General features: G+C 48.5%; 17 protein-coding genes. All 17 read left to right on the top strand.

Annotated features, from left to right (window positions below; genetic code table 11):
* The first annotated feature begins 200 nt into the window (after window positions 1–200).
* A complete protein-coding gene (locus BN6628_RS09485; protein WP_068616803.1) occupies window positions 201–1091 on the top strand; it encodes a carbohydrate ABC transporter permease in 891 nt (296 codons plus the stop codon).
* A complete protein-coding gene (locus tag BN6628_RS09490) occupies window positions 1091–1978 on the top strand; it encodes a carbohydrate ABC transporter permease (protein WP_068616805.1) in 888 nt (295 codons plus the stop codon). Before BN6628_RS09485 ends, BN6628_RS09490 begins: the two co-directional genes overlap by 1 nt.
* A gap of 90 nt (window positions 1979–2068) precedes the next feature.
* Window positions 2069–3403, top strand: coding sequence for an ABC transporter substrate-binding protein (locus tag BN6628_RS09495; RefSeq protein WP_068616807.1), 1335 nt, complete (start codon window positions 2069–2071; stop codon window positions 3401–3403).
* A 134-nt stretch (window positions 3404–3537) separates the two neighbouring features.
* Complete coding sequence (locus tag BN6628_RS09500; protein ID WP_068616808.1) at window positions 3538–4542, top strand: LacI family DNA-binding transcriptional regulator; 1005 nt, start codon at window positions 3538–3540, stop codon at window positions 4540–4542.
* 30 nt (window positions 4543–4572) lie between these two features.
* Window positions 4573–5556: an N-acetylglucosamine kinase gene (locus BN6628_RS09505; RefSeq protein WP_068616810.1), complete on the top strand. Its 984-nt coding sequence runs from the start codon at window positions 4573–4575 to the stop codon at window positions 5554–5556.
* A 994-nt stretch (window positions 5557–6550) separates the two neighbouring features.
* Complete coding sequence (locus tag BN6628_RS09510) at window positions 6551–8767, top strand: hypothetical protein (RefSeq protein WP_068616813.1); 2217 nt, start codon at window positions 6551–6553, stop codon at window positions 8765–8767.
* 40 nt (window positions 8768–8807) lie between these two features.
* Entirely contained in the window at window positions 8808–10001 is a 1194-nt protein-coding gene (locus tag BN6628_RS09515) for a HEAT repeat domain-containing protein (RefSeq protein WP_068616815.1), read from the top strand.
* Between the two features lie 43 nt (window positions 10002–10044).
* A complete protein-coding gene (locus BN6628_RS09520; protein WP_187386167.1) occupies window positions 10045–11421 on the top strand; it encodes a glycosyltransferase family 2 protein in 1377 nt (458 codons plus the stop codon).
* Window positions 11422–11506: 85 nt separating this feature from the next.
* A complete protein-coding gene (locus BN6628_RS09525) occupies window positions 11507–12310 on the top strand; it encodes a response regulator (protein ID WP_068616817.1) in 804 nt (267 codons plus the stop codon).
* Window positions 12311–12372: 62 nt separating this feature from the next.
* The gene (locus BN6628_RS09530) at window positions 12373–13737 is read left to right on the top strand and encodes a nucleotide sugar dehydrogenase (protein ID WP_068616819.1); all 1365 of its coding nucleotides are present in this window, start codon (window positions 12373–12375) and stop codon (window positions 13735–13737) included.
* A gap of 32 nt (window positions 13738–13769) precedes the next feature.
* Window positions 13770–14684: a hypothetical protein gene (locus tag BN6628_RS09535; protein WP_082926855.1), complete on the top strand. Its 915-nt coding sequence runs from the start codon at window positions 13770–13772 to the stop codon at window positions 14682–14684.
* Window positions 14685–14823: 139 nt separating this feature from the next.
* Window positions 14824–15240, top strand: a complete 417-nt coding sequence (locus BN6628_RS09540) for a MerR family transcriptional regulator (RefSeq protein ID WP_148449276.1) — start codon at window positions 14824–14826, stop codon at window positions 15238–15240.
* 62 nt (window positions 15241–15302) lie between these two features.
* Window positions 15303–16217: an alpha/beta hydrolase gene (locus tag BN6628_RS09545; RefSeq protein ID WP_082926856.1), complete on the top strand. Its 915-nt coding sequence runs from the start codon at window positions 15303–15305 to the stop codon at window positions 16215–16217.
* A gap of 24 nt (window positions 16218–16241) precedes the next feature.
* Entirely contained in the window at window positions 16242–16739 is a 498-nt protein-coding gene (locus BN6628_RS09550; protein WP_082926857.1) for a Crp/Fnr family transcriptional regulator, read from the top strand.
* A 124-nt stretch (window positions 16740–16863) separates the two neighbouring features.
* Window positions 16864–18015 (top strand): GntR family transcriptional regulator, encoded by a 1152-nt coding sequence (locus BN6628_RS09555; protein WP_235847613.1) that lies wholly within the window; start codon window positions 16864–16866, stop codon window positions 18013–18015.
* Window positions 18016–18220: 205 nt separating this feature from the next.
* Window positions 18221–19507, top strand: a complete 1287-nt coding sequence (locus tag BN6628_RS09560; protein WP_068622148.1) for a glycoside hydrolase family 125 protein — start codon at window positions 18221–18223, stop codon at window positions 19505–19507.
* Window positions 19508–19560: 53 nt separating this feature from the next.
* Window positions 19561–20868 carry an ABC transporter substrate-binding protein gene (locus BN6628_RS09565; RefSeq protein WP_068616825.1) on the top strand — a complete coding sequence of 436 codons (1308 nt, stop codon included), beginning with the start codon at window positions 19561–19563 and terminating at the stop codon, window positions 20866–20868.
* The last annotated feature ends 18 nt before the right edge of the window (window positions 20869–20886 follow it).

A 20886-nucleotide genomic window follows, 5' to 3' on the forward strand; every position in this document is an offset into this window, starting at 1 on the left:
ATGTAAGAAGGCAGCAGGGGCTTGGAATGACAAAAATTTAACACAAAATTAAAGCGCATCAAATTATTTAGTGTTGATTTTTTCCAGCAATGTCGAATATACTAATGAAAACGCTTTATATAAATACAGGAGATGGATATATTTTTTTCTCCAAAAAGTTAAAGCGCTTTAACTTAAATTAAGAAAGGGGTTCAGAGAAAATGGCAGGAAAGATCAGGAGGAGAGAAACCCGCTCATTCTATGCGTTTATCTCACCGTGGCTCATCGGATTTATTGTACTTACCTTGTACCCGATCCTGTCGTCACTGTATTACAGCTTTACGGACTATGATGTAATTCATGAACCGGTATGGGTCGGATTCGGAAATTTCAATGAGCTTTTTCAGGATGAGCAGTTCTGGAATTCGATCAGCGTTACTCTGAAGTACACTTTTGTAAGTGTACCACTCACTCTAACGTTATCTCTGCTGCTCGCGATTCTGATTAACCAGAAGGTGCCGCTGCAGGGCTTCTTCCGCACGGCTATCTACTTCCCGAGCATGATCTCAGGGGTAGCCATGTCCTTGCTGTTCTTCTGGGTGTTCAATCCGCAGGCGGGGCTGTTCAACTACGTGCTGTCATGGTTCGGTGTAGAGCCTATAGCCTGGCTGCTGGATGCCAGATACGCTATGACGGCGCTGATTATTATGTCTTTTTGGGGAATGGGAACAGGCATGCTTATCTTCCTCGCGGGGCTGCAGGGTGTGCCGGCATCGCTTCTGGAAGCGGCTAAGCTGGATGGGGCCGGACGGTGGCGAACCTTTTGGGCGGTTACTTTTCCGATGATCTCCCCGGTATTCTTATTCCAGTTCATCGTGGGGATTATTGAGTCATTCCAGGTATTCACCCAGGCTTATACGGTAACCCAGGGGGGACCTAGCTACTCGACCTGGTTCTACGTCTACAACATCTATATCAACGCCTTTAAGAACTTCCGTTATGGTTATGCCTCAGCAATGGCCTGGCTGCTTCTGATCGCGGTAATGATCGTGACATATCTGATCATGAAGACCTCGAATAAGTACGTTTATTATGAGGGAGGAAAGAACTAATGGAACAGATCAATCTTGCCGCTCCGGCTCCTGTTCCGGTGAAGTCCAAGCGGAGACCGTTATCCTGGAACCGGATTATCGGGTTCATTCTCCTGCTTCTGGTTACGGTGATTATGCTGGCGCCGCTCTGGTTTATGGTGACTACTTCACTCAAGAACTCGAAGGAGATGTTGGCCTTCCCGCCGACGCTGATCCCTCAGACCTTTGCTTGGGAGAACTTCTCGGAGCTGTTCACAAATACAGAAATTAAGTTCGGACAGCAGTATATGAACAGCTTGATCGTTGGGGTGCTGGCTGTAATCGGAACGCTGCTGTCCTCCTCGCTGGTTGCCTTCGGGTTCGCCAGATATCATACGAAGGTCAGCAATCTGATGTTCATGCTCGTACTCAGCACATTGATGCTGCCTTATCCGGCGATCATGATTCCACAGTTCCTGCTGTTTACAAAGATGGGCATGCACGATACGCTGCTGCCGCTGATCCTGCCGAATTTCTTCGGTTCAGCTTATATGATCTTTCTCCTGCGCCAGTTCTTCTCATCGATTCCAAATGAACTGTACGATGCGGGACGTATGGACGGCTGCAGCGAGTTCAGGCTGTTCGCCAATCTGACGCTGCCGCTTGCCGGACCGGCGCTTGCAACCTGTGCGATCTTTACGTTCATCTGGAACTGGAACGACCTGCTCACACCTGTGCTCTACCTGGATTCCCAGGAGAATTTCACCTTGCCGGTCGGACTCGCTTCCATGATGTCATCGAAGTTCCGGCTTGCGCCATGGAACCTGCTGATGGCAGCTTCCATCCTGTCGTCCCTGCCAATCATTGTGCTCTTCACAGTCGCGCAGCGGCGTTTCGTGGAAGGAATTGTACTTACAGGCATCAAGTAACTGCTCACATAGATTGGGTATTACCTGGATTGGGTATTACCTGGGTTACAAAAAAAAGAAACGAGAACACAAATTCAGGAGGTTTGGGTTATGAAGAAAAGGTGGTTGTCCGCAATTTTATGTGTGTCATTAGTAACCGTGCTTGCGGGGTGCGGCGGAGGAAGCAAATCAGCCGAAGAGAACGGTGTAGTTACGATTACCCACTACACGATTGACTCTCCGGACCGGACTTTTGTAGAGAAGCTAATCCCTGATTTTGAGAAGAAGCATCCGAATATCAAGATCAAAGTGACAAAGGCGCCATATGAACAGTTCGACTCCAAGCTGCAGTCTGCCATCGCAGCCAAGAATGGCCCGGATGTAACTTCTCAGTGGGGCTATGGCGGTTTTATGGAATATTACAACAAGGGCATGTTGGCGGATCTGACTCCTTACCTGAAGGATTTCAAGGCATCGGATTATAACATTCCGGAGAACCTGATGGATATCTACAAGGTGGACGGCAAGACTTACGGTATTCCTCTTAACAGCTACGTCTCCGTCCTGCTGTACAACAAAGACCTGTTTGATAAGGCAGGGGTGGCCTATCCGCCGACCGATTATGAGGACAAGAGCTGGACGTTCGACAAGATGGTGGAGAATGCCAAGAAGCTGACTGTAGATTCCAAGAACCTGGCGGAAGCCCAGTACGGTCTTGACTTCGGCTGGGGTGAAAGAGACCAGCGGCCTCAATATTTCGGGGCTGACGTATATTCGGAGGACACCTGGACTAACGGAGGCAAGCCATCCCAGATCAATCTGGATAAACCGAATGTTATCGATGCCTACAAGCAAATTTACAGCCTGATTTGGGAGAAGAAGGTATCCCCGACACCAGCATTCAGTAAATCTGTCTCTGGACAATTCGGAGATCCGTTCCTGTCCGGCAAGATCGGAATGTCAGCGGTGGGCTCCTGGAGTCTGGCTTCATCGAACAACTTTAACTTTAAAGTGGGCGTAGCCGCTATACCACAAGGTCCGAACGAGAAAGTCCGCAGCGTTCTGTATGTCGACCCGCTCTTTGTACTGAAAGATTCCAAACATCCGAAAGAGGCACTCGAATGGATTAAATATTTGATCACCACGGAAGTTCAGGAGAAATCCATCGAGCTGTCCGGAGGTAATCCGCCGGTGAACCAGAAAGCTGCTGAGAAGTACTACGCAAGCTTCGAAGGTATCGAGCCGGCACAGATCAAACAGGTTTATGAAGGTGCATTCAAATACGGATTTGAATCTTATAACCATCTGATGGACAATTATTCCCAAATCAATGAACTGTTCATCAACGAGCTGGCTGGAGTAGAGAATGGCGAGAAGAAAGTGGAAGATGTTCTTCCGGTCATTCAGGAGAAGCTTAAGAAGCTGCTGGATCGTGTAAATAAATAATGGAAGAGCAGGCTGGGGAACGAAAAGAATATTTTCTTCCTCAGCCGCTTGTATTTTTCTTTGTTACCGCAGAGTAGAATGTGATACGGTAGGAGTATCTGATTCTCGAAAGTGCGGATAGGAGTGTTTGCGGTATGAAAGTAAGTATTTTTGATGTAGCTAAAAAGTCCGGGTTATCCGTTGTGACGGTATCCCGGGTGTTAAATAATGCCCCATCAGTCCGGGAGAAGAACCGAGATAAGGTTCTTCAGGCGATGAAGGAACTGAATTATCAGCCCAATGCCGCTGCCCGGAGTCTTGCCCGGGGAAGAACAGGCATTATCGGCCTGTCGCTCTCGACCCTGCACGATTCCTTCTTCGATGCAGTAGTTAAGGAGATCAGTGACCGGCTGGAGGAGCAGGGATACTTTCTGGCCCTGTCGATTGTGACGGGCAGGGAAGAGTCGATGCACCGGCTGATGCTGCAGGAGGACCGGGTTGACGGTGTAATTATGCTCTCTCCGATTAAGGAGGATGAGTCCATGTTTGAGCTGAAAAAGCGGAATATCCCGTTTGTAATGCTCGACAACCAGCAGCCGGGCACCTCTGCTCCATCGGTCATTGTCGACAACTTCAAGGGTGGTTATGAGGCCACCCGTCATTTGATTGAGCTTGGGCATAAGCAGATTGCCCATATTTCAGGTCCGCAGTTCTTCCTGAGCAGCCGGGAGCGGGAGAGAGGCTTCCGCCAAGCCATGGAAGAAGCGGGGTTAACCCCTTTTGCCGTGGAGCAGGGGATGTTCCAGATTAAATCAGGGAACCAGATCGCATCCGCATGGGTCGAATCAGGTAACCTGCCTACAGCTATTTTTGCAGCAGATGACTATATAGCGCTTGGGGTTATGGATGCCTTTAAAAATGCGGGAATCCGGGTTCCGAACGATGTGTCGGTAGTCGGATTTGACGATCAAATTATCGCTTCAGAGTTCCGTCCTATGCTGACCACAGTCCGCCAACCGGCGGAGAAGATTGGCCGGCTTGGCGTGGAACTCCTGCTGGGCATGATCAGAGGCTCGTCCAAGCGCAACCATACAGTTCAGCTTGATCCGGAGCTTATCATACGGGAGTCGACAGCCAGGCCCTCCAGAGATCAAGCATAGAAGATTATCTATCGCTTGGGAGTGAATGAGTTGAAATATTACTTAGGATTGGATGCGGGAGGAACCAAAACCTATACGCTGATTGCGGATGAGCAGGGAGTAGTTGTTGGCAAGGGCCGCAGCGGCAACGGAAATCATCAGGTCGATTATGAAGAGGCCAAGCGCAATATTACGGAATCCGTAGAAATGGCGCTGCAGGAGGCCAATCTCACGAGGAAGGATATCAGCTTTGCCTATTTCGGGCTCGCTGGAGCGGACAGAGAGGCGGACTATCGAATCTTAAGGCCGCTGATTGGAAGCTTGGGATTTGAACGTTATGATCTGAATTGTGATACAATTATTGCTTTGCGGGCGGGCACAACCCGCCCTTATGGTGTTGTACTTATCTGTGGAACAGGAACGAACAGTGCGGGCCGCAGCCCCGAGGGCATCACCTATCAATGCGGCGGCTTCTCCTATCAGTATGGGGATTACGGAGGAGGGGGCGAACTGGCGGTCGAGGCCTTCCGGTCTGTTGTAAGGGCTTGGGATGGTCGAGAGAGGCCCACCCGGCTTACAGAACTGGTGCTACAGGAGCTAGGCTATAAGTCAGTGCAGGAGATGGTGGATGATTATATGGATCATGACCGCATACCGCCAAGGCATCTGGTTAAGCTTGTATTTCAGGCTGCCTCGGAGGGGGATGAGGTTGCCGGGGAAATTCTCAGGTTCCAGGGGGTTGAACTCGGCAAATCGGCACGTGCGGTGATCAAACGTCTTGGCATGGAGCAGGAATCATTTGATGTGGTAATGGCCGGCAGCGTTCTTGCCCGTGGTCAGGGGGACATTATCATTGACCAGATACGGCAATATGTAAAAGAGACAGCTCCTGGTGCCTCTGTGGTGCGATTACAGGTGGAGCCAGTGGTTGGTGCGTTGTGGCTTGCCATGGAGGCGGAGGGCGGCGGAAAGCTGTCTCCAGAGGCCTATGACAGGCTGAAGGGCGTCTCAAATCTTGAGGATTGGTTCGCTTAGAAGTGACTCATGGCACAAAATGTCCTGAATTAAATAAGAGGTTGTCCCTAGAGGGCAGCCTCTTTTTCTATGTAACCGGTTTGTTTTAAAAAAAGGTTGAATTTAAGAAGTTCGGCTTTTAACGATTTTGTCACATTTTAGAGAATTAATTTACATTTATTAGATTTTATGGATTTATTGACAACTTTATTAACGGTCTTTCACTCTTTAACGAACGGATATCTAGGCTAAAAGGCGGTGTCAGCTCTTCTTCATGTCTCCGGCACGTCTCCTTCAGCAGTTTCGATGCCATCCAGAACCTGTCGAAATGAAAGAAATCATGGCGAATCAAGGGAAATCAGGGAATAAGCAAATTGGCAACAAAGGCAGCAAGCTTAACAATTTTTACATAAAAAAGAAGATTAGGTAGTCTGATCCTAGGAAAAAAGGCTGTTTTATTGAGAGGGAGTCCCGGATTTCTAAGGGAAGGGAAAAGGGTTAGCAACCAGGAGACCTAGATTAGGTCTATGTTACCTTTTTTGTAACCTTCCAAAAATTAATAAATGTTGATGCATCGCGGTTTTATGAGGTTTTTGGATGAGACTATGGTATCAATTCTGTAACCACTTTGGAAATCAATGTAAAAAAACCGCAACTTCGATATATCTTTAGCGTTTAATATTACAAAAAATTAAGTTAAAATATGACGGAACTGCAGGAAGCACTGCTGCAGCGCGGTTCATCAGTAGAAACCTCAATCATTAGGTTAATTAAAGTTTTGATCGAGGCTGCTCTTCCAACTCCGTTTCCTTTTCAGTTAAATCTGTAAACATGTTTTGTAATGGAGTGGAAATTTCATGAAAGTCCCGAAAAAAAATGCTTCCATCCGCCTAGTTACTTTATGAGTTCACTTGGTTAATCATAGAGGTATCGACAGGGAGTGGAGGTGTGAAGAGCCATACTATGAAGATCGCCTGCATACAAAAAAATAGCGAGGTGAAAGGGTTTTATACCGATGTCAAAGTTAGCGCGGAAACGAATGATTCTATGGATTACGTTAGGAATTATCCTAATTGGAGGGGCAGCCTCCCTGGTATTCCTGTATCTTCCTCCATCCCACACAAGTTACGCTACCTCGGAAGGTGCGGAAATGAAGTTTCAAACCTCGAAAGACAAATTTCTGAGGTACGACGGAAAGGGCAATTGGAAGGAAATTTTTGTTAAGGGTGTCAACTTAGGGGCCACCGTACCCGGGCATTTCCCCGGTGAGTTTCCGGCCACCGAAGAGGACTACCTGAGATGGTTTCAACAGATTCATGATATGGGCGCCAACGTGATTCGGGTCTATACGATTCATAATCCCGTGTTTTATACGTCTTTAGTTAAATTCAACCGCGATAAGGGAGAGAATCCGCTCTACTTCATTCAGGGAGTGTACTCCCAAGAGGAGCAGCTGATTGAATCCAAGGATGCTTATGGCGGCGGTATTCCGAAAGCTTTTGAAGAGGATATCGATAAGGCGGTAAGTGCAGTTTACGGGGATTTGGATATCCCTGTTAAGCCGGGATTTGCTGGGGGCAAGTACACAACGAATGCCGGTGCCTATCTGATGGCTTGGCATATTGGAACCGAGTGGGATCCGGAGATGGTGGAGAACACCAATAAGGTCCATGCCGGACAAGCTCCGTATCAGGGCAAGTATTTCAGTGCAACCAAGGATGCAAGCCCGTTTGAAAGCTTCCTTGCGAGCATGCTCGACCGGGCGGCGACCAAAGAGAAAAGTTACGGATGGGAGCATCCGGTTACTTTCACGAACTGGGTTACCACCGACGTGCTTAAGCACCCGGGTGAGCCTCTATTCCAAGAGGATCTCGTCAGTGTGGATGCAACTCACGTTAAACCGGTAGATTGGGAGGCTGGATACTTCGCGGCATATCACGTATATCCGTACTATCCCGACTTCTTCCACCTGGATAAGACGCTGGAGACGATTCCGGACGGGAAGGGCGGATTCAACACTTACAAGGCCTATCTGCGCAAGCTTAAAGCTTATTACAAGGATATCCCGATTATGGTTACAGAGTATGGCGTACCTTCCTCTTTGGGGGTGTCACATCTTGGTCCTGGAGGACGCAATCAGGGCGGGCACAACGAGAAGGAGCAGGGTGAGATCAATGCTTCCCTCACTAAAGATATTTATGATGAAGGCTACTCTGGAGCTATCCTGTTTATGTGGCAGGATGAATGGTTCAAGAAGACATGGAATACCATGCGCTTCGAAATCCCGGCTGACCGGCGCTCTTATTGGCTGAACGTCCTGACGAACGAGAAACAGTTCGGTGTGGTCTCCATGGGGTCTGGCAAGTCCGACAAAATTATTATTGACGGCAAACTGGATGATTGGGACACGCTTCCGAAGGAACAGGTTACGGAGTGGCAGAAGACTGTACCGGGCATCAACCGCATGAGAGTCACTCATGATGAAGCCTATGTGTATATCGGGCTTGATCTGGACAAAGATTTTGATCCGCAAAAATCCTTGCTGTACCTGGGGACTGATACGGAACCCGGTGGCGATCAACCGGTTAAGGAATTGCCGAACAAAAAGCTTAGTGACGGGCTCGAGAATTTGATTGTGATCGGAAAGGACAATGAGACCCAGGTTAAGATTGCTCCTTCTTATGATTTCCATCGCAGATTGTATGGGCAGTATGGATACTGGATGCTTCCAGAACTGAAGGGCGAGCAGCAGAAAGCTTTCCAGCCATGGAAGCTTGCCGTCAGCTTGACCATGACACCACCGGATACACGCTCATCACATCCATTCCAGGATGAGACAGTTGGGACACTTAAGAGAGGAACTTCAGACCGCAAAAGTGCGCAGTTCGATTCACTGACTTCATGGCAGTACAGCGGTAAGCAGGTAGAGCTACGCATTCCATGGATGCTGCTTGGATTCGCAGATCCGAGTTCACAGCAGGTCATCGATTATTCGCCGCTAAAGAAAGGCCGGACGTTCTCAACGACCAAAACGGCAGGAATTACCTTGGTTCCGTGGATTGTTGACCGCGGCACGAAGCAGGTATCCTGGCCGGGAGGCAGCGCAAGTACGCTGAATTTGAAAGACCAGCCGATCTATAAGTGGAGTCCATGGGAGACCGTAGAATACACCGAACACCTCAAATCCGGCTACTACGACCTGAAGGATGTTTATTCAAAAATGAACAAGTAGCACAGTAAATACGAACTCATAGAGGAGGTCTCATTGCATTATGTTTTCACATGTCACCGTGGCTATTTATTTTGTCTATGTGTGCCTCGGATTGATTGGACTGGGAATTGCACTCCTATTCTATATGAAAATCAAGCACCTAAAGATGCTTAAAATGAAAGAGCATTACCGTCTTAAACATCAGGATTATTTCAAATTTATCCAATCCCACCTTCACGAGAACAGTGAACTTCCGGTGCCGCCAGGTAAGCTGGCGCCACTGGAGAGAAGGGTCATTCAGGATAAACTGGCCGAATTGATCGAGCAGTTCAAGGGAGAGCTTCGCAACAGGCTCGTTGAACTGTGTGAAAGAGCCGGCTTCGTGAAGGATGAGATGGACCAGCTTGAGAGCCTGTTCTTTGGACGCCGGGTCGAAGCGGCCTATCGTCTGGGAAATATGCGGGCACATGAAGCTGTGCCCCGTCTGCTCCAGATGCTGCGGAAACAGAAGTACAGCCCGCTGACAATTATACTTGGACGGGCCATCGCCAAGGCGGCGAAGCAGGAGGACCAGCTTAAGGAAATGCTGACCCTCATGCTGCGTCACGGCAAGCCGATTCATAATCTGGCAGCGGACGTGCTGCTGGAGACAGATCTGGATTCCAGCAAGCTGCTGCTTCAGTTTCTGGAAGACGGAAATCCGGACTTCGTTAAGGTCGCTCTTGTCGCAATGTGGGGGCAAGCTGTCCCTGAGGTGATTCCGGCACTTGATAAGCTTGTGGGCGCCGAAGAGAAGGATGTGCGTGCCGAAGCCGTCAAGCTGTACCTAAGCTCTAATCCGGTTCTGAAGGATGAGACGATTAAGCAGCTTATGTCGGACAATAACTGGGAAGTTCGCGCGGCCATCGCCAAATCCCTTGGCTCGCTTCATGCGGCAGGCAGCATTCCACTATTGAGAAACGCTATGCGTGACGAGAACTGGTGGGTTCGCAATAACAGTGCGGAGAGCCTGGCAAAGCTTGGTGAGACAGGATTTGAGATTCTGTGCGAAACGGCTCTGCGCGGTTCGGGAGTTGAGCGGGAGACGGCGCTCTTCCATATTGAGAAGGTGATGAGTGAAGGAGCAGATCATCATGCGGTGGATCAGATGGTTTCCTTCAACAAAAAAAGGCTGCTTTATGACCGGTATTTCGGTGTAACCGAACGTAAACCGGTACGCAAAGTAGCAGCGGTTGGAGGGGATTATTCTGCTTAGAGATATACTGCTGATTTATGGACTGTTTGCAATTTATTATGTAATGACGGTAAATGCTTTGTACTTTGCGGTATTGGCGTTTTCGTTCAAGAACATCATGAACATCTTCAGGAGATCGGCTTACTCGAAATACAACACATTGTCCGGTTCGGAACTGGTGCCTGCAGTATCGCTGCTGGTACCAGCCTATAACGAAGAGGTTACCGTTATTGAGAATGTAAAATGTCTGCTGACTCTCAACTATCCGAACTATGAGGTTATTGTCATTAACGATGGTTCAAAAGACGACACACTAGGCGTCTTGGTCAAGGAGTTCGAGCTCGAGAAGATGGCCAATCCCGAGATGAGAAACTCCATTGACTGTCAGGCAATTACCGGGGTTTACCACAATCCTAAGTATCCGCATCTGTTTGTAATTGATAAGCCAAACGGAGGAAAGGCTGACTCCTTGAATGCCGGAATCAACCTGTCCCATTATCCGCTGATTTCTTCAATTGATGCGGACTCCCTTCTGGAGAAGGACGCCTTGATCCGGATGGCCAGACAGTACATGGAGAATCCGGAGGAAACTGTGGCCATCGGCGGAGATGTCCGGATTGCCAATGGATGTCTGATTGAGAACGGTCAGGTTAAGGACTTCTCCCTGCCTAACAAGATGTGGCCGATGTTCCAGGCGATTGAGTATCTCAAGGCATTTCTGGGCGGCCGGATCGGATGGAGCTCCATCAATGGACTGATCATCGTATCCGGTGCGTTTGGACTGTTCCGCAAGGACTATGTCATTGCGGTTGGGGGCTACCGTGGTGGTTACCCGGGCGAGGATATGAACATTATTATCAAGCTTCACAGGTACATGCTGGAGAACAAGCTCCGCTACCGGATCGCTTTCTGTCCCGAGGCCGTGTGCTGGACACAGGCTCCGGACACGTACCATATCCTGTCCAACCAGCGCAAGCGCTGGGGACGCGGTAACTTGAAGAACATGATCGAGAACTACGACATGGCCTTCAATCCGAAATATAAAGTCATGGGTCTTCTGACCATGCCATACAACATTATTTTTGAAGCCTTGAACCCTTATTTCAAGCTTACCGGTCTGCTTGCTCTTGCAGGTTATGTGGCCTTGGATATGACTCAATGGAAGATTCTGGTGGTGTTTGGATTGATTAACTTCCTGAGCGGTTATTTGTTCAGCATTGGAGCACTGCTGCTTGAGGAGCTTGCTTTCAAACGCTTCACCAAGATTTCCGACTTGTTCAAAATGCTGTTTTACGGGGCATTTAAATTTTTCGGATACTCCCAGCTCGGGACATTGTGGCGTATTCAGGGGCATATCCAGTACCTGCAGAACAATAACTCCTGGGGAGCTATGACAAGGCAGAGCTGGAAAGAGAAAAGCGAAACCCCAAGCAGTGCATAATTAACAACGCTTCCCCTGACGGGAAGGATGTGATGCCGACAATAAATCAATATAAATTCAAACTTTACGAAAGGTGGGAATTGAAATGCCCAATACGGCAACGCTCCAAACGGGTATTCAAGAGAACTTATACCAGCACATCGAGGATTGGGTGAAAGCGGCCAAACAGAAGGTATGCGGAGTGTTATTCTTGTATTCCGCGAACGGTCCTGCACATTTGGAAGCCCAGGTTCGTGGAATACTGGAGTCTCAGCCTGATCTTTCCTTTGAAGTTTGGAGTAATGAAGAGGGAATTTTAGCTGTTATTATGCCGGGACTTACTCTGGATGCTGTACATTTTGAAGGGCTGCTGCTCAAGCAGCGGCTTCAGGAGACCCTGCCGGATCTAGATCCGCGCATTACCCTGGCCAGCTTCCCTGAACAAGGAGAACCAACAGAATCGGTTCTCAAGCAAATGGCGGAGTCCGCAAAGAGGAGCGTAACCGGCGACATTCACATCTTCTCCAAAGAAGAAGTAAAAGCCGCACGCAGCCGTATTCTGATCGTGGATAACGATGCGACCATCCGTGAATTTCTTCAAATTCGCCTGCAGATGCAGGGCTATGAAACGTATGAAGCTGAGGACGGTCTATCCGCACTCGAAATGATTGAGAAGCTGAAGCCGGACATGGTGCTTACCGAGCTCAATCTATATGGCATTGATGGCCTGCCTTACATTAACCATATTCAAAATATGAATGTAAGCAAGTCCCCGAAAATTGTTGTTCTGACAGAGCAGAAGGTCGAGCAGACCATTAGTCAATGCTTCCAAAGTGGAGTGGAAGACTATATTACGAAGCCATTCTCGCCCGTAGAACTGGATGCAAGGATTCGCCGTTGCTTTAACTAAGAAGGTTAAGCAGCGGATTTATCCCAAATACACTAAATAGATAAAATGGAGGCTGAGAGATTGTGAATAAAGAATACCATGACTTATTGGGTGCTATTGAATCGAAGAATGCCGTACTTGGTGTGGTTGGACTGGGTTATGTAGGTCTGCCGCTTGCCGTAGAGATGGTTAAGCAGGGATTCCATGTCATCGGTATTGATCTGGATATCTCCAAGATTGATAAACTATATCGTGGAGAATCTTATATTCACGACATTTCCAATGAAACTCTAGCGGAAGTAATCGCCTCCGGCCGGTTCAAGCCGACGGCTGATTACAGCCATATCCGGCAAATTGACGCGATCAGCATCTGCGTACCAACACCGCTTAGTGAGAATCAGGATCCGGATACCTCCTATATTGTGACTGTAGTGGACGAAATCAAACAGTACATGAAAAAAGGCATACTGATTACATTGGAAAGTACTACTTATCCGGGAACGACAGAAGAGCTGATCCAGCATGAGCTGGAAGCTCTGGGTCATGTTGTGGGTGAAGATTTCTTCCTCTGCTTCTCCCCGGAACGGGTGGATCCATCCAACACCCGATTTAATACATTCAACACGCCGAAAGTTATCGGCGGAACAACTGAGGCCTGCCTGAAGCTGGGCGAGGCGCTTTACAGTAAATATGTCCAGACCGTGGTCCCTGTAACTTCACCAAAGGTGGCAGAAATGTCTAAGCTGCTGGAAAATACATTCCGCAGTGTCAACATTGCCTTCATCAACGAAATGGCCATGATGTGCGACCGCATGGGCATCGACATTTGGGAAGTTATCGACGCGGCAAAAACAAAACCGTTCGGCTTCATGCCGTTCTATCCAGGTCCTGGCATCGGCGGCCACTGCATTCCGCTTGATCCGATGTATCTGTCTTGGAAAGCGAAGGGCTTCCGCTTCTACAGCCAATTTATTGAACTTGCTCAGTCTACGAATGACAACATGCCATACTATGTTGTGAACAAGACCTCGAAGATTCTGAACGAGTATGCTAAGTCGATTAAGAAATCCAACATTCTGATTCTTGGCATGGCCTACAAGCCGGATATTGCGGATCTTCGCGAATCACCAGGACTTGAAGTCTATGAACTGTTCAAAGACAGCGGTGCTTATGTAAGCTACTATGATCCGCATGCAACAAGCTTCCGTGATAAAGTCGGCGGAACAGTGAACAGCATTGCCTATGATCTGGAGAGCTTCAAGAAATATGACTGCATCGTTCTGATCACCAACCATAGCGATTTGAATTACAGCGATATTGCAAACTTGGGCGTGCCAATTCTCGACACCCGCAATGCTTTCAAGGAATTCTCCAACCCGCACATCTATAAAATTGGCCATTCCGTACAGCAGGTTACTCTGCAGGATGAGCCAGCCCTGATTGTATAACATAACTGGACAAGAAGGGATGAGGCGGTCAAATGATGATGAAGTATAAGGGTTGGATTATGGCGCTCCTGGCTGTCATCATTGGTTTGATCGTTCTCATTCCTTTCCTGAACAAGCATTCTTCCGCACCGAAGACGAAATCAACCTGGCTTTGGGATACGGGGCTGATTGTTCATCAAGCCGATGATATCGTATCCTTCTCCAAGGAGCAGGGAGTAAAAGTCATCTTCCTGCAGATTGGGGAGAATGTGGCTGAGGACAAGTACCGCAGCTTTATCTCCAAGGCAGCCAAAGAGAAGATTCAGGTGCACGCTCTCAATGGAAGGCCTGGCTGGGCTCTATATGACCACAAGGCTGAGGCGGATGAGTTCCTTGATTGGGTGAAGGGCTACAACAGCCGCTCCAAACCGGAGGAGCGGTTCACAGGAGTCCAATTCGACGTGGAGCCTTATCTGCTCAAGCAGTGGAAGAGCAAGCGGAAGGTCGTGCTTCAGGAATGGATGGGAAATATGAGAGCGTGGAGTGACAGTGGTAAGCAGGCGGGGCTCTCCGTTGGTGCGGCAGTTCCCTTTTGGCTGAATGGGATCAATAATCCCAACGGCAACGGGAAACAGCCGATGAGCGAATGGATGGTCAATAAGCTGGATTATTTGGCTATTATGGCTTACCGGGACAAAGCTTCTCAAATCTATGATATTTCCGAACATCTGCTGCAAGAGGCAGACAGACAGGAGAAGAAGATATGGGTTGGTGTTGAGCTGGCCCAAAGCAAGGAAGGGGAAGGTGTATCCTTCTATGCCCAATCGGAGGCAGTGCTTGACCAAGAGCTGGACAAGCTGGTTGATCTGGGAGATAAGCATCAGTCCTTCGCCGGAGTGGCTGTACACAGCTATGAGGCCTGGAGGACGCGCTTCGAGCCTCCAAAGACCGTGCTGAAGACCGACTAAGAAGAAGACAGCCTTTTTAGGCTGTCTCTTTTTTGAATAAAGAGAAGAGGACAGCTCAAAGGCAGTCGATAGCTAACTTTAAACCGCAAACCTGATAAACTGGAATAAATGCTAGTAAGAGTGTTGGGAGGATCTAGGATTGAGTGGATTATTGCGTGGAGAAGTAGCAAGAATGGCACAATTAAACATGGAGACCATCAGATACTATGAGAATTATGGTCTTATCGATACCCCCTCAAGAACCGAATCCGGATACCGCTTGTATTCGGAGGAGGTGTTAACCCGGCTCGCTTTTATCAAGAACGCCAAAGAATGCGGTTTTTCATTAAAGGAAATCCGGAAAGCCTTGAAGGCCGGCAAGGACAGTATAAGAATAGATGACTTCATAGCGTTAATCGACAGAAAAGTGAACAGCATTGAGTCAGAGATCGCAAAACAGCAGAATACGATAAATATGCTGATACAACTAAGAACTAGCTTGGAAGACGTACATAAACATCCTGAAATTCAGCAGGTACTTGAAGTTTTGGGTATGGAGCAGGAAATTCGGCCTTGACCTTGTACCTGACTACAGGTCCTACAGTAGGAATAATCATACATGTAGGAGGTAGTTAGACAATGACCGAAGCCCGCACTAATCCTGCAATGCTGAACGCCGTTATTGAACATCTTAGACAGAACTATGACCCGCTAAGACCCGTTAAGCAGCTGCGAGAGGCAATGTCCAGGCGACCTGAGGGAGTTCCCCAGTTAGACCATTTGGACGTTGAAAAAATACTTGTAAGTGGATTAACCGGCGAATGGGTAAAAATACTTGGCCAAGGCACAGCAGACCATCAGGCCATCCTCTATTTCCATGGGGGTGGCTTTGCTGCGGGAACATGCGAATATTACAGGGATATGGCCGCCCGGATATCCCGGGCAAGCGGGATTAAAGTATTAACCTTCGAATACAGGCTGGCTCCTGAGCACTCGTACCCTGCGGCCAATGAGGATGCGCTTAAGGCCTACAGATGGCTGAGAAACCAAGGATATACTGCGGATAACATTGTCTTTGGCGGTGACTCTGTCGGTGCAACTTTGGCTTTAATGACTCTGCTCACTCTCCGTGACCGGAACGAGGAACTTCCGGCTGGAGGATTTCTTATGTCTCCTCATACCGACTTGATTCATTTGGAGGGGGAGTCCTACATAATTAACAGGGCAGCAGACCCCACTGGCAGTCTGGAAGGGAACCGGAGAATTGCAGAGCTATATATTGAGGGGTGGGGTGGCCCGGCCCCAGAAATATTGTCACCGCTTCGTATGCCGCTCCATGGGCTGCCTCCGCTGCTGGTTCAGGCCGGGAGCAGGGAGGTGCTGCTGAGTGATGCGACAAGGCTTCAGCAAAGGGCTGGGGAAGCTGGGGTGGATGTCAGGCTGGAAATATGGGACAATATGTGGAGTGTGTTCCAGTTTCTCGCTTACTTGCTGCCCGAAGCCGATCAGGCTATAGGCAATGTAGGTAGATTTGTGAAGGAAAGACTGGCATAAAGTTAGAGATAAGGGGAGATTGTCATGATTTTGCACAAAGGAGAGATCTTGTTCCACCAAGGTGACGATGGGGCTTATTTGTACAAAATCAAGACCGGTCTCTTCAAGGTTACTCGTCTGCATGAGAACGGGAACATGGTTCTGTTCAATATTCTGTATCCCGGAGAAACAGTGCCGCATCATTCTCTGATATCTCCGAAAGATACCCATGGGACAGCCATTGCTTTAGTAACCAGTGAGGTGGAACCCATTGTGGCCGAAGAGTGGTATCGTGAGCTGGAGGAGGACCCGAAAAAGGCGCTGGAGGTTGCCAAGCTGCTTCAGGCCAAGGTCCGCTTTATGCAGGAGCGTTTAGACCACCTTACGGTAGGAACGCCTGCGGAGAGGCTGGAGCTGCTGACCAAATGGCTGAATAGTTATGTCCATGGTGTGCCGCTAACGGAATATTTGACTCAAGAAGAGATCGGCCAGTTAATCGGGGTTCGGCGGGAGACGGTGAATAGACTGCTTCGGGGACATTAAACGTATAAAGAAGGCCTTCCTATTCACAAAATGTATATATCATGATATGTTATTATATGCATTATAGTAAATTAGAAAACAAACGAATGTCAGATGACGTGTTTTGTTTTTGGAGGTGCCTATTGTGTCTCATGAATCATCCTCGAAACCTATGTATGAACAAATATTTGAAGATTTACTCCATCAAATCCATTCTGGCAAATATGAGCCGGGAGAACGGATACCTTCCGAGAAGGAGCTCGGAGAGATTTATAAAGTTAGCCGGATTACCAGCAAGAAGGCGCTGGAACTACTTACTCAGGAAGGGATTATCGTACGCCAGCCTGGCAGGGGTTCGTTCGTAGCCGAAGATAATTCTGATGCAGGTTCTCAAAGTGGCTATCTTCTGGGCACAAAGGGACGCAGGGAAGCGGACAAGCTGCTTATTGGACTAGTGATGACCGATTTTGGCGACAGCTATGGCACGGGATTAATTTATGGCATGGAAGAGGCTTCCCGGACCCATGATGCGTACCTCGTTCTAAGAAGATCTTTAGGTGAACCGGCCCGGGAAGAAGAAGCGATTAAAGGCCTGCTGGAACTGGGCGTCGATGGCTTGATTATATTTCCGGCCCAAGGCGAATATTTCAATGCCGAGATCCTTAAGCTTGTGATTGACAGATATCCGCTGGTTCTGCTTGACCGCCATCTGAAAGGCATCTCTGCAAGTTCCATCAGCACAGACAATGCGGCAGCTGCCAGACAGCTCATCAATTATTTATTTACGCTCGGGCACAGCCACATCGCTTTGTTAACGACACCGCCGCAGGATACAACAGCTATTGAAGACCGTATCGAGGGCTTTATACAGGCGCATGCCGAGAGCGGAATCGTGGTGGACCGCGAGCTTTGGATTCAAGAGATCATGGCTACGCTGCCAACAGCCTTCACTCCAGAGAATAAGCTTAGGGAGAAGGAGAGAATCAAGCGCCATCTCCAAGATCATCCGCAGATTACAGCCATTTTTGCGCTTGAGCATAACATTGCCCAACTGGCATATGAGGCCGCAAGTGAACTCGGGATGGACATACCGGGGGATATCTCGATCGTCTGCTTTGATAGTCCTGAGTACACAGGGGGATTTCTGTTCACCCATATGAGACAAAGGCAGGAGGAGATGGGCAGGGCAGCGTTTGAGAATGTGCTCAAGCTGAAGAAGGGGGAAGCTGTGCCTCCCAAGGTTATGCTTGAAGCCGAGTTGATTACCGGCTCATCAACAGGCCGGGTTCGGAGCTAACTTGAAAACCGAAGATGCAAGTGTATTTGAAACAGCCCACCAGGCTATCGGTGGGCTGTTTTATTTTAATGATATAATAGTATATTAATATATTGGAATGGTATATAAAATATATTGACATATTATATTTGTGTTTTTATAATGTTAATCAAGAAGTTAAACATAAGGTTGATATAATGGTTAGGGGTTGATTGTTGTGGAGCGGATGGACCAGATAACTGTGCCTTGGAGCCGGATGACTGAACTAATGTCCGAGAAGCTGAAGGAAATGCCGAGAATTTTGGAGATTTTTAAAGGCGGGATGCAGAACACTTGGGGAACCACAATTAAGAGGCTGGAGGACAGAACCACATTTGTGATTACGGGGGATATACCAGCCATGTGGCTGCGTGACTCAGCCGCCCAGGTTAGGCCCTTTCTGGTTCTAGCCGGGCAGGATGAAGATGTGGCAGATATGATTGAAGGGTTGGTCTTGAGGCAGCTGCAGTATATTACATTGGATGGTTATGCAAACGCATTCAACGAATCGCCAAATGGACATGGACACCAAGATGATGATACAGACATGTCTCCATGGATATGGGAGCGGAAGTATGAGATAGACTCCTTATGCTATCCTCTGCAGCTGAGTTATCTGCTGTGGAAGAATACCGGGAGAATATCGCAGTTCAAGGGGGTTTTCAAGAAATCAGCAGAGAAGATTCTAGAACTGTGGAAGACGGAACAGAACCATGAGAAGGATTCCTCCTACCGTTTCCAACGATCGGGCGGGGCTGTAACAGATACGCTGACCAGAGAAGGAAAAGGCCCTGAAACCGGATATACCGGTATGACCTGGTCGGCGTTTCGTCCCAGTGATGATGCTTGTCAGTACGGTTATCTGGTGCCCTCGAACATGTTTGCCGTTGTTGTACTGAACTATCTGGCAGAGATTGCCCGGGAAGTTCTCAAAGATAAGGATCTTGAGAACCGGGCGCTGGAGCTGGCAGCTGAGATCGATCGGGGCATTCAAGAGTACGGAGTTTACGACCACCCCGAATATGGCAGGATTTATGCTTATGAGACGGATGGGCTCGGCCGCTACAACCTGATGGACGACGCCAATGTGCCAAGCCTTCTATCGATTCCTTATCTTGGTTATTGCAGCCCGGATGATCCGGTATACCGGAATACCCGTAAATTCATTCTTAGCGAAGCGAACCCGTATTTCTACAAGGGTCAGGCAGCAGAAGGAATTGGAAGTCCGCATACGCCTGAACGTTATATCTGGCACATTGCTCTTGCGGTGCAGGGGTTGACTGCGGAGAGCCGGGATGAGAAGGAAAGAATGCTTCGCTTGATGAGTACGACGGAGGCAGGCACGGGGCTGATGCATGAAGGCTTTCATGCGGATAACCCGTCCGAATACACACGTCCCTGGTTCTCATGGGCCAATATGATGTTTTGTGAGTTAGCTATGGATTACTGCGGGCTTTATGTTAACCGCGGATAACCATTTTAAGCTATATATATAATTTTTAGATTAGAAAAAGGGAGGTTTTATGTATGAAAAAATGGACTTCTATGCTGCTCAGCACAATTTTGCTTTTATCTGTTCTGGCCGGGTGCGGTCCTTCCAAGTCGGCTGACAGCAACTCAGGGGCCGCTTCGGGTGGAGATGGCGCATCCGGCAAGCCGGTGGAGCTTACCTTCTGGGGCGACTGGGCTGGCGAGGGACAGAAGCAGTTCGAAACGATGGTCGACGCATTCAATAAGTCGCAAGACAAAATCCGCGTTAAATATGTGCTCCAGCAGGATATGATCACTAAATTTATGACCATGGCATCTGCCGGCGGAGAGATGCCGGACCTGGTATTCTGGGACAGATGGCGTACATCGTTGTATGCGCCTAAAAATGTGTTTCACCCTATCGACGAGTTTATGGCCCAGGATAAAGTCAACAAGGATGACTTCTATGGGGAGGCCATTAAGGAATTGTCTTATGACGGGAAGTTGTATGGGCTTCCGCTTACTGTAGATGCCCGGGCACTCTTCTATAACAAAAAGCTGCTCAATCAGGCAGGGGTGAAGCCGCCAACAACTTGGGATGAGCTTGAACAGGCTGCCATCAAAACGACAAAGTGGAACGGCAGCAAACTGGAGGTCGCAGGTTTTTCTTTAGCGGATAATGGCTTGTTTAACATGTACCTTCAGCAGGCTGGAGGTCAAATGATGGATGAGACTGGCACGAAAACCAACTTTAACAACGATAAAGGCAAGGCTGTGCTTGATTTCTGGGATCGTCTGCTGAACAAAGACAAAGTATACAAAGTCGGGTTTGAACAAGGGCTCGGTGAAGGAACCGATGCGTTCGTAACAGGCAAACTGGCTATGCAATATACCGGTCCATGGATGCTCAGCACTTATAAAAAATACGGTAAGGATCTGGACTTTGGTGTAGTGGTTCCGCCAGTAGGACCAAACGGAGACAAAGGCAGTGTCATGGGTGGGCTTGGATTGGTCATCCCTGAAGGATCGAAGCACCAGAAAGAAGCTTGGGAGTTCATGAAATGGTGGGCTGCCAACAAGGAGAACGCGCTGTTATGGGCCAAAACAAGCCTGAATATTCCAGGGTTTAAACCGGCTCTTCAGGACCCATTCTTCCAGAATGATCCGCTGTGGAAGCCATTCCTGGATACATTGGAATTCGCTAAGATCCGCCCTCAGCATCCTGGTTACTCGGTAATGGAAGACGATGCGCTAATTCCGAGCCTTCAGCTGTTCCAGCAGAACAAGCAGAATGCGGCCGATACCTTGGCCAAGGCCCAACAGCGTGGAGATCAACTCCTACAGGATAATGCTGTAGTGAAATAGCTGAAATAGCTGAAATAG

The sequence above is a fragment of the Paenibacillus tuaregi genome, from assembly GCF_900086655.1.
Taxonomy (GTDB): Bacteria; Bacillota; Bacilli; order Paenibacillales; family Paenibacillaceae; genus Fontibacillus; species Fontibacillus tuaregi.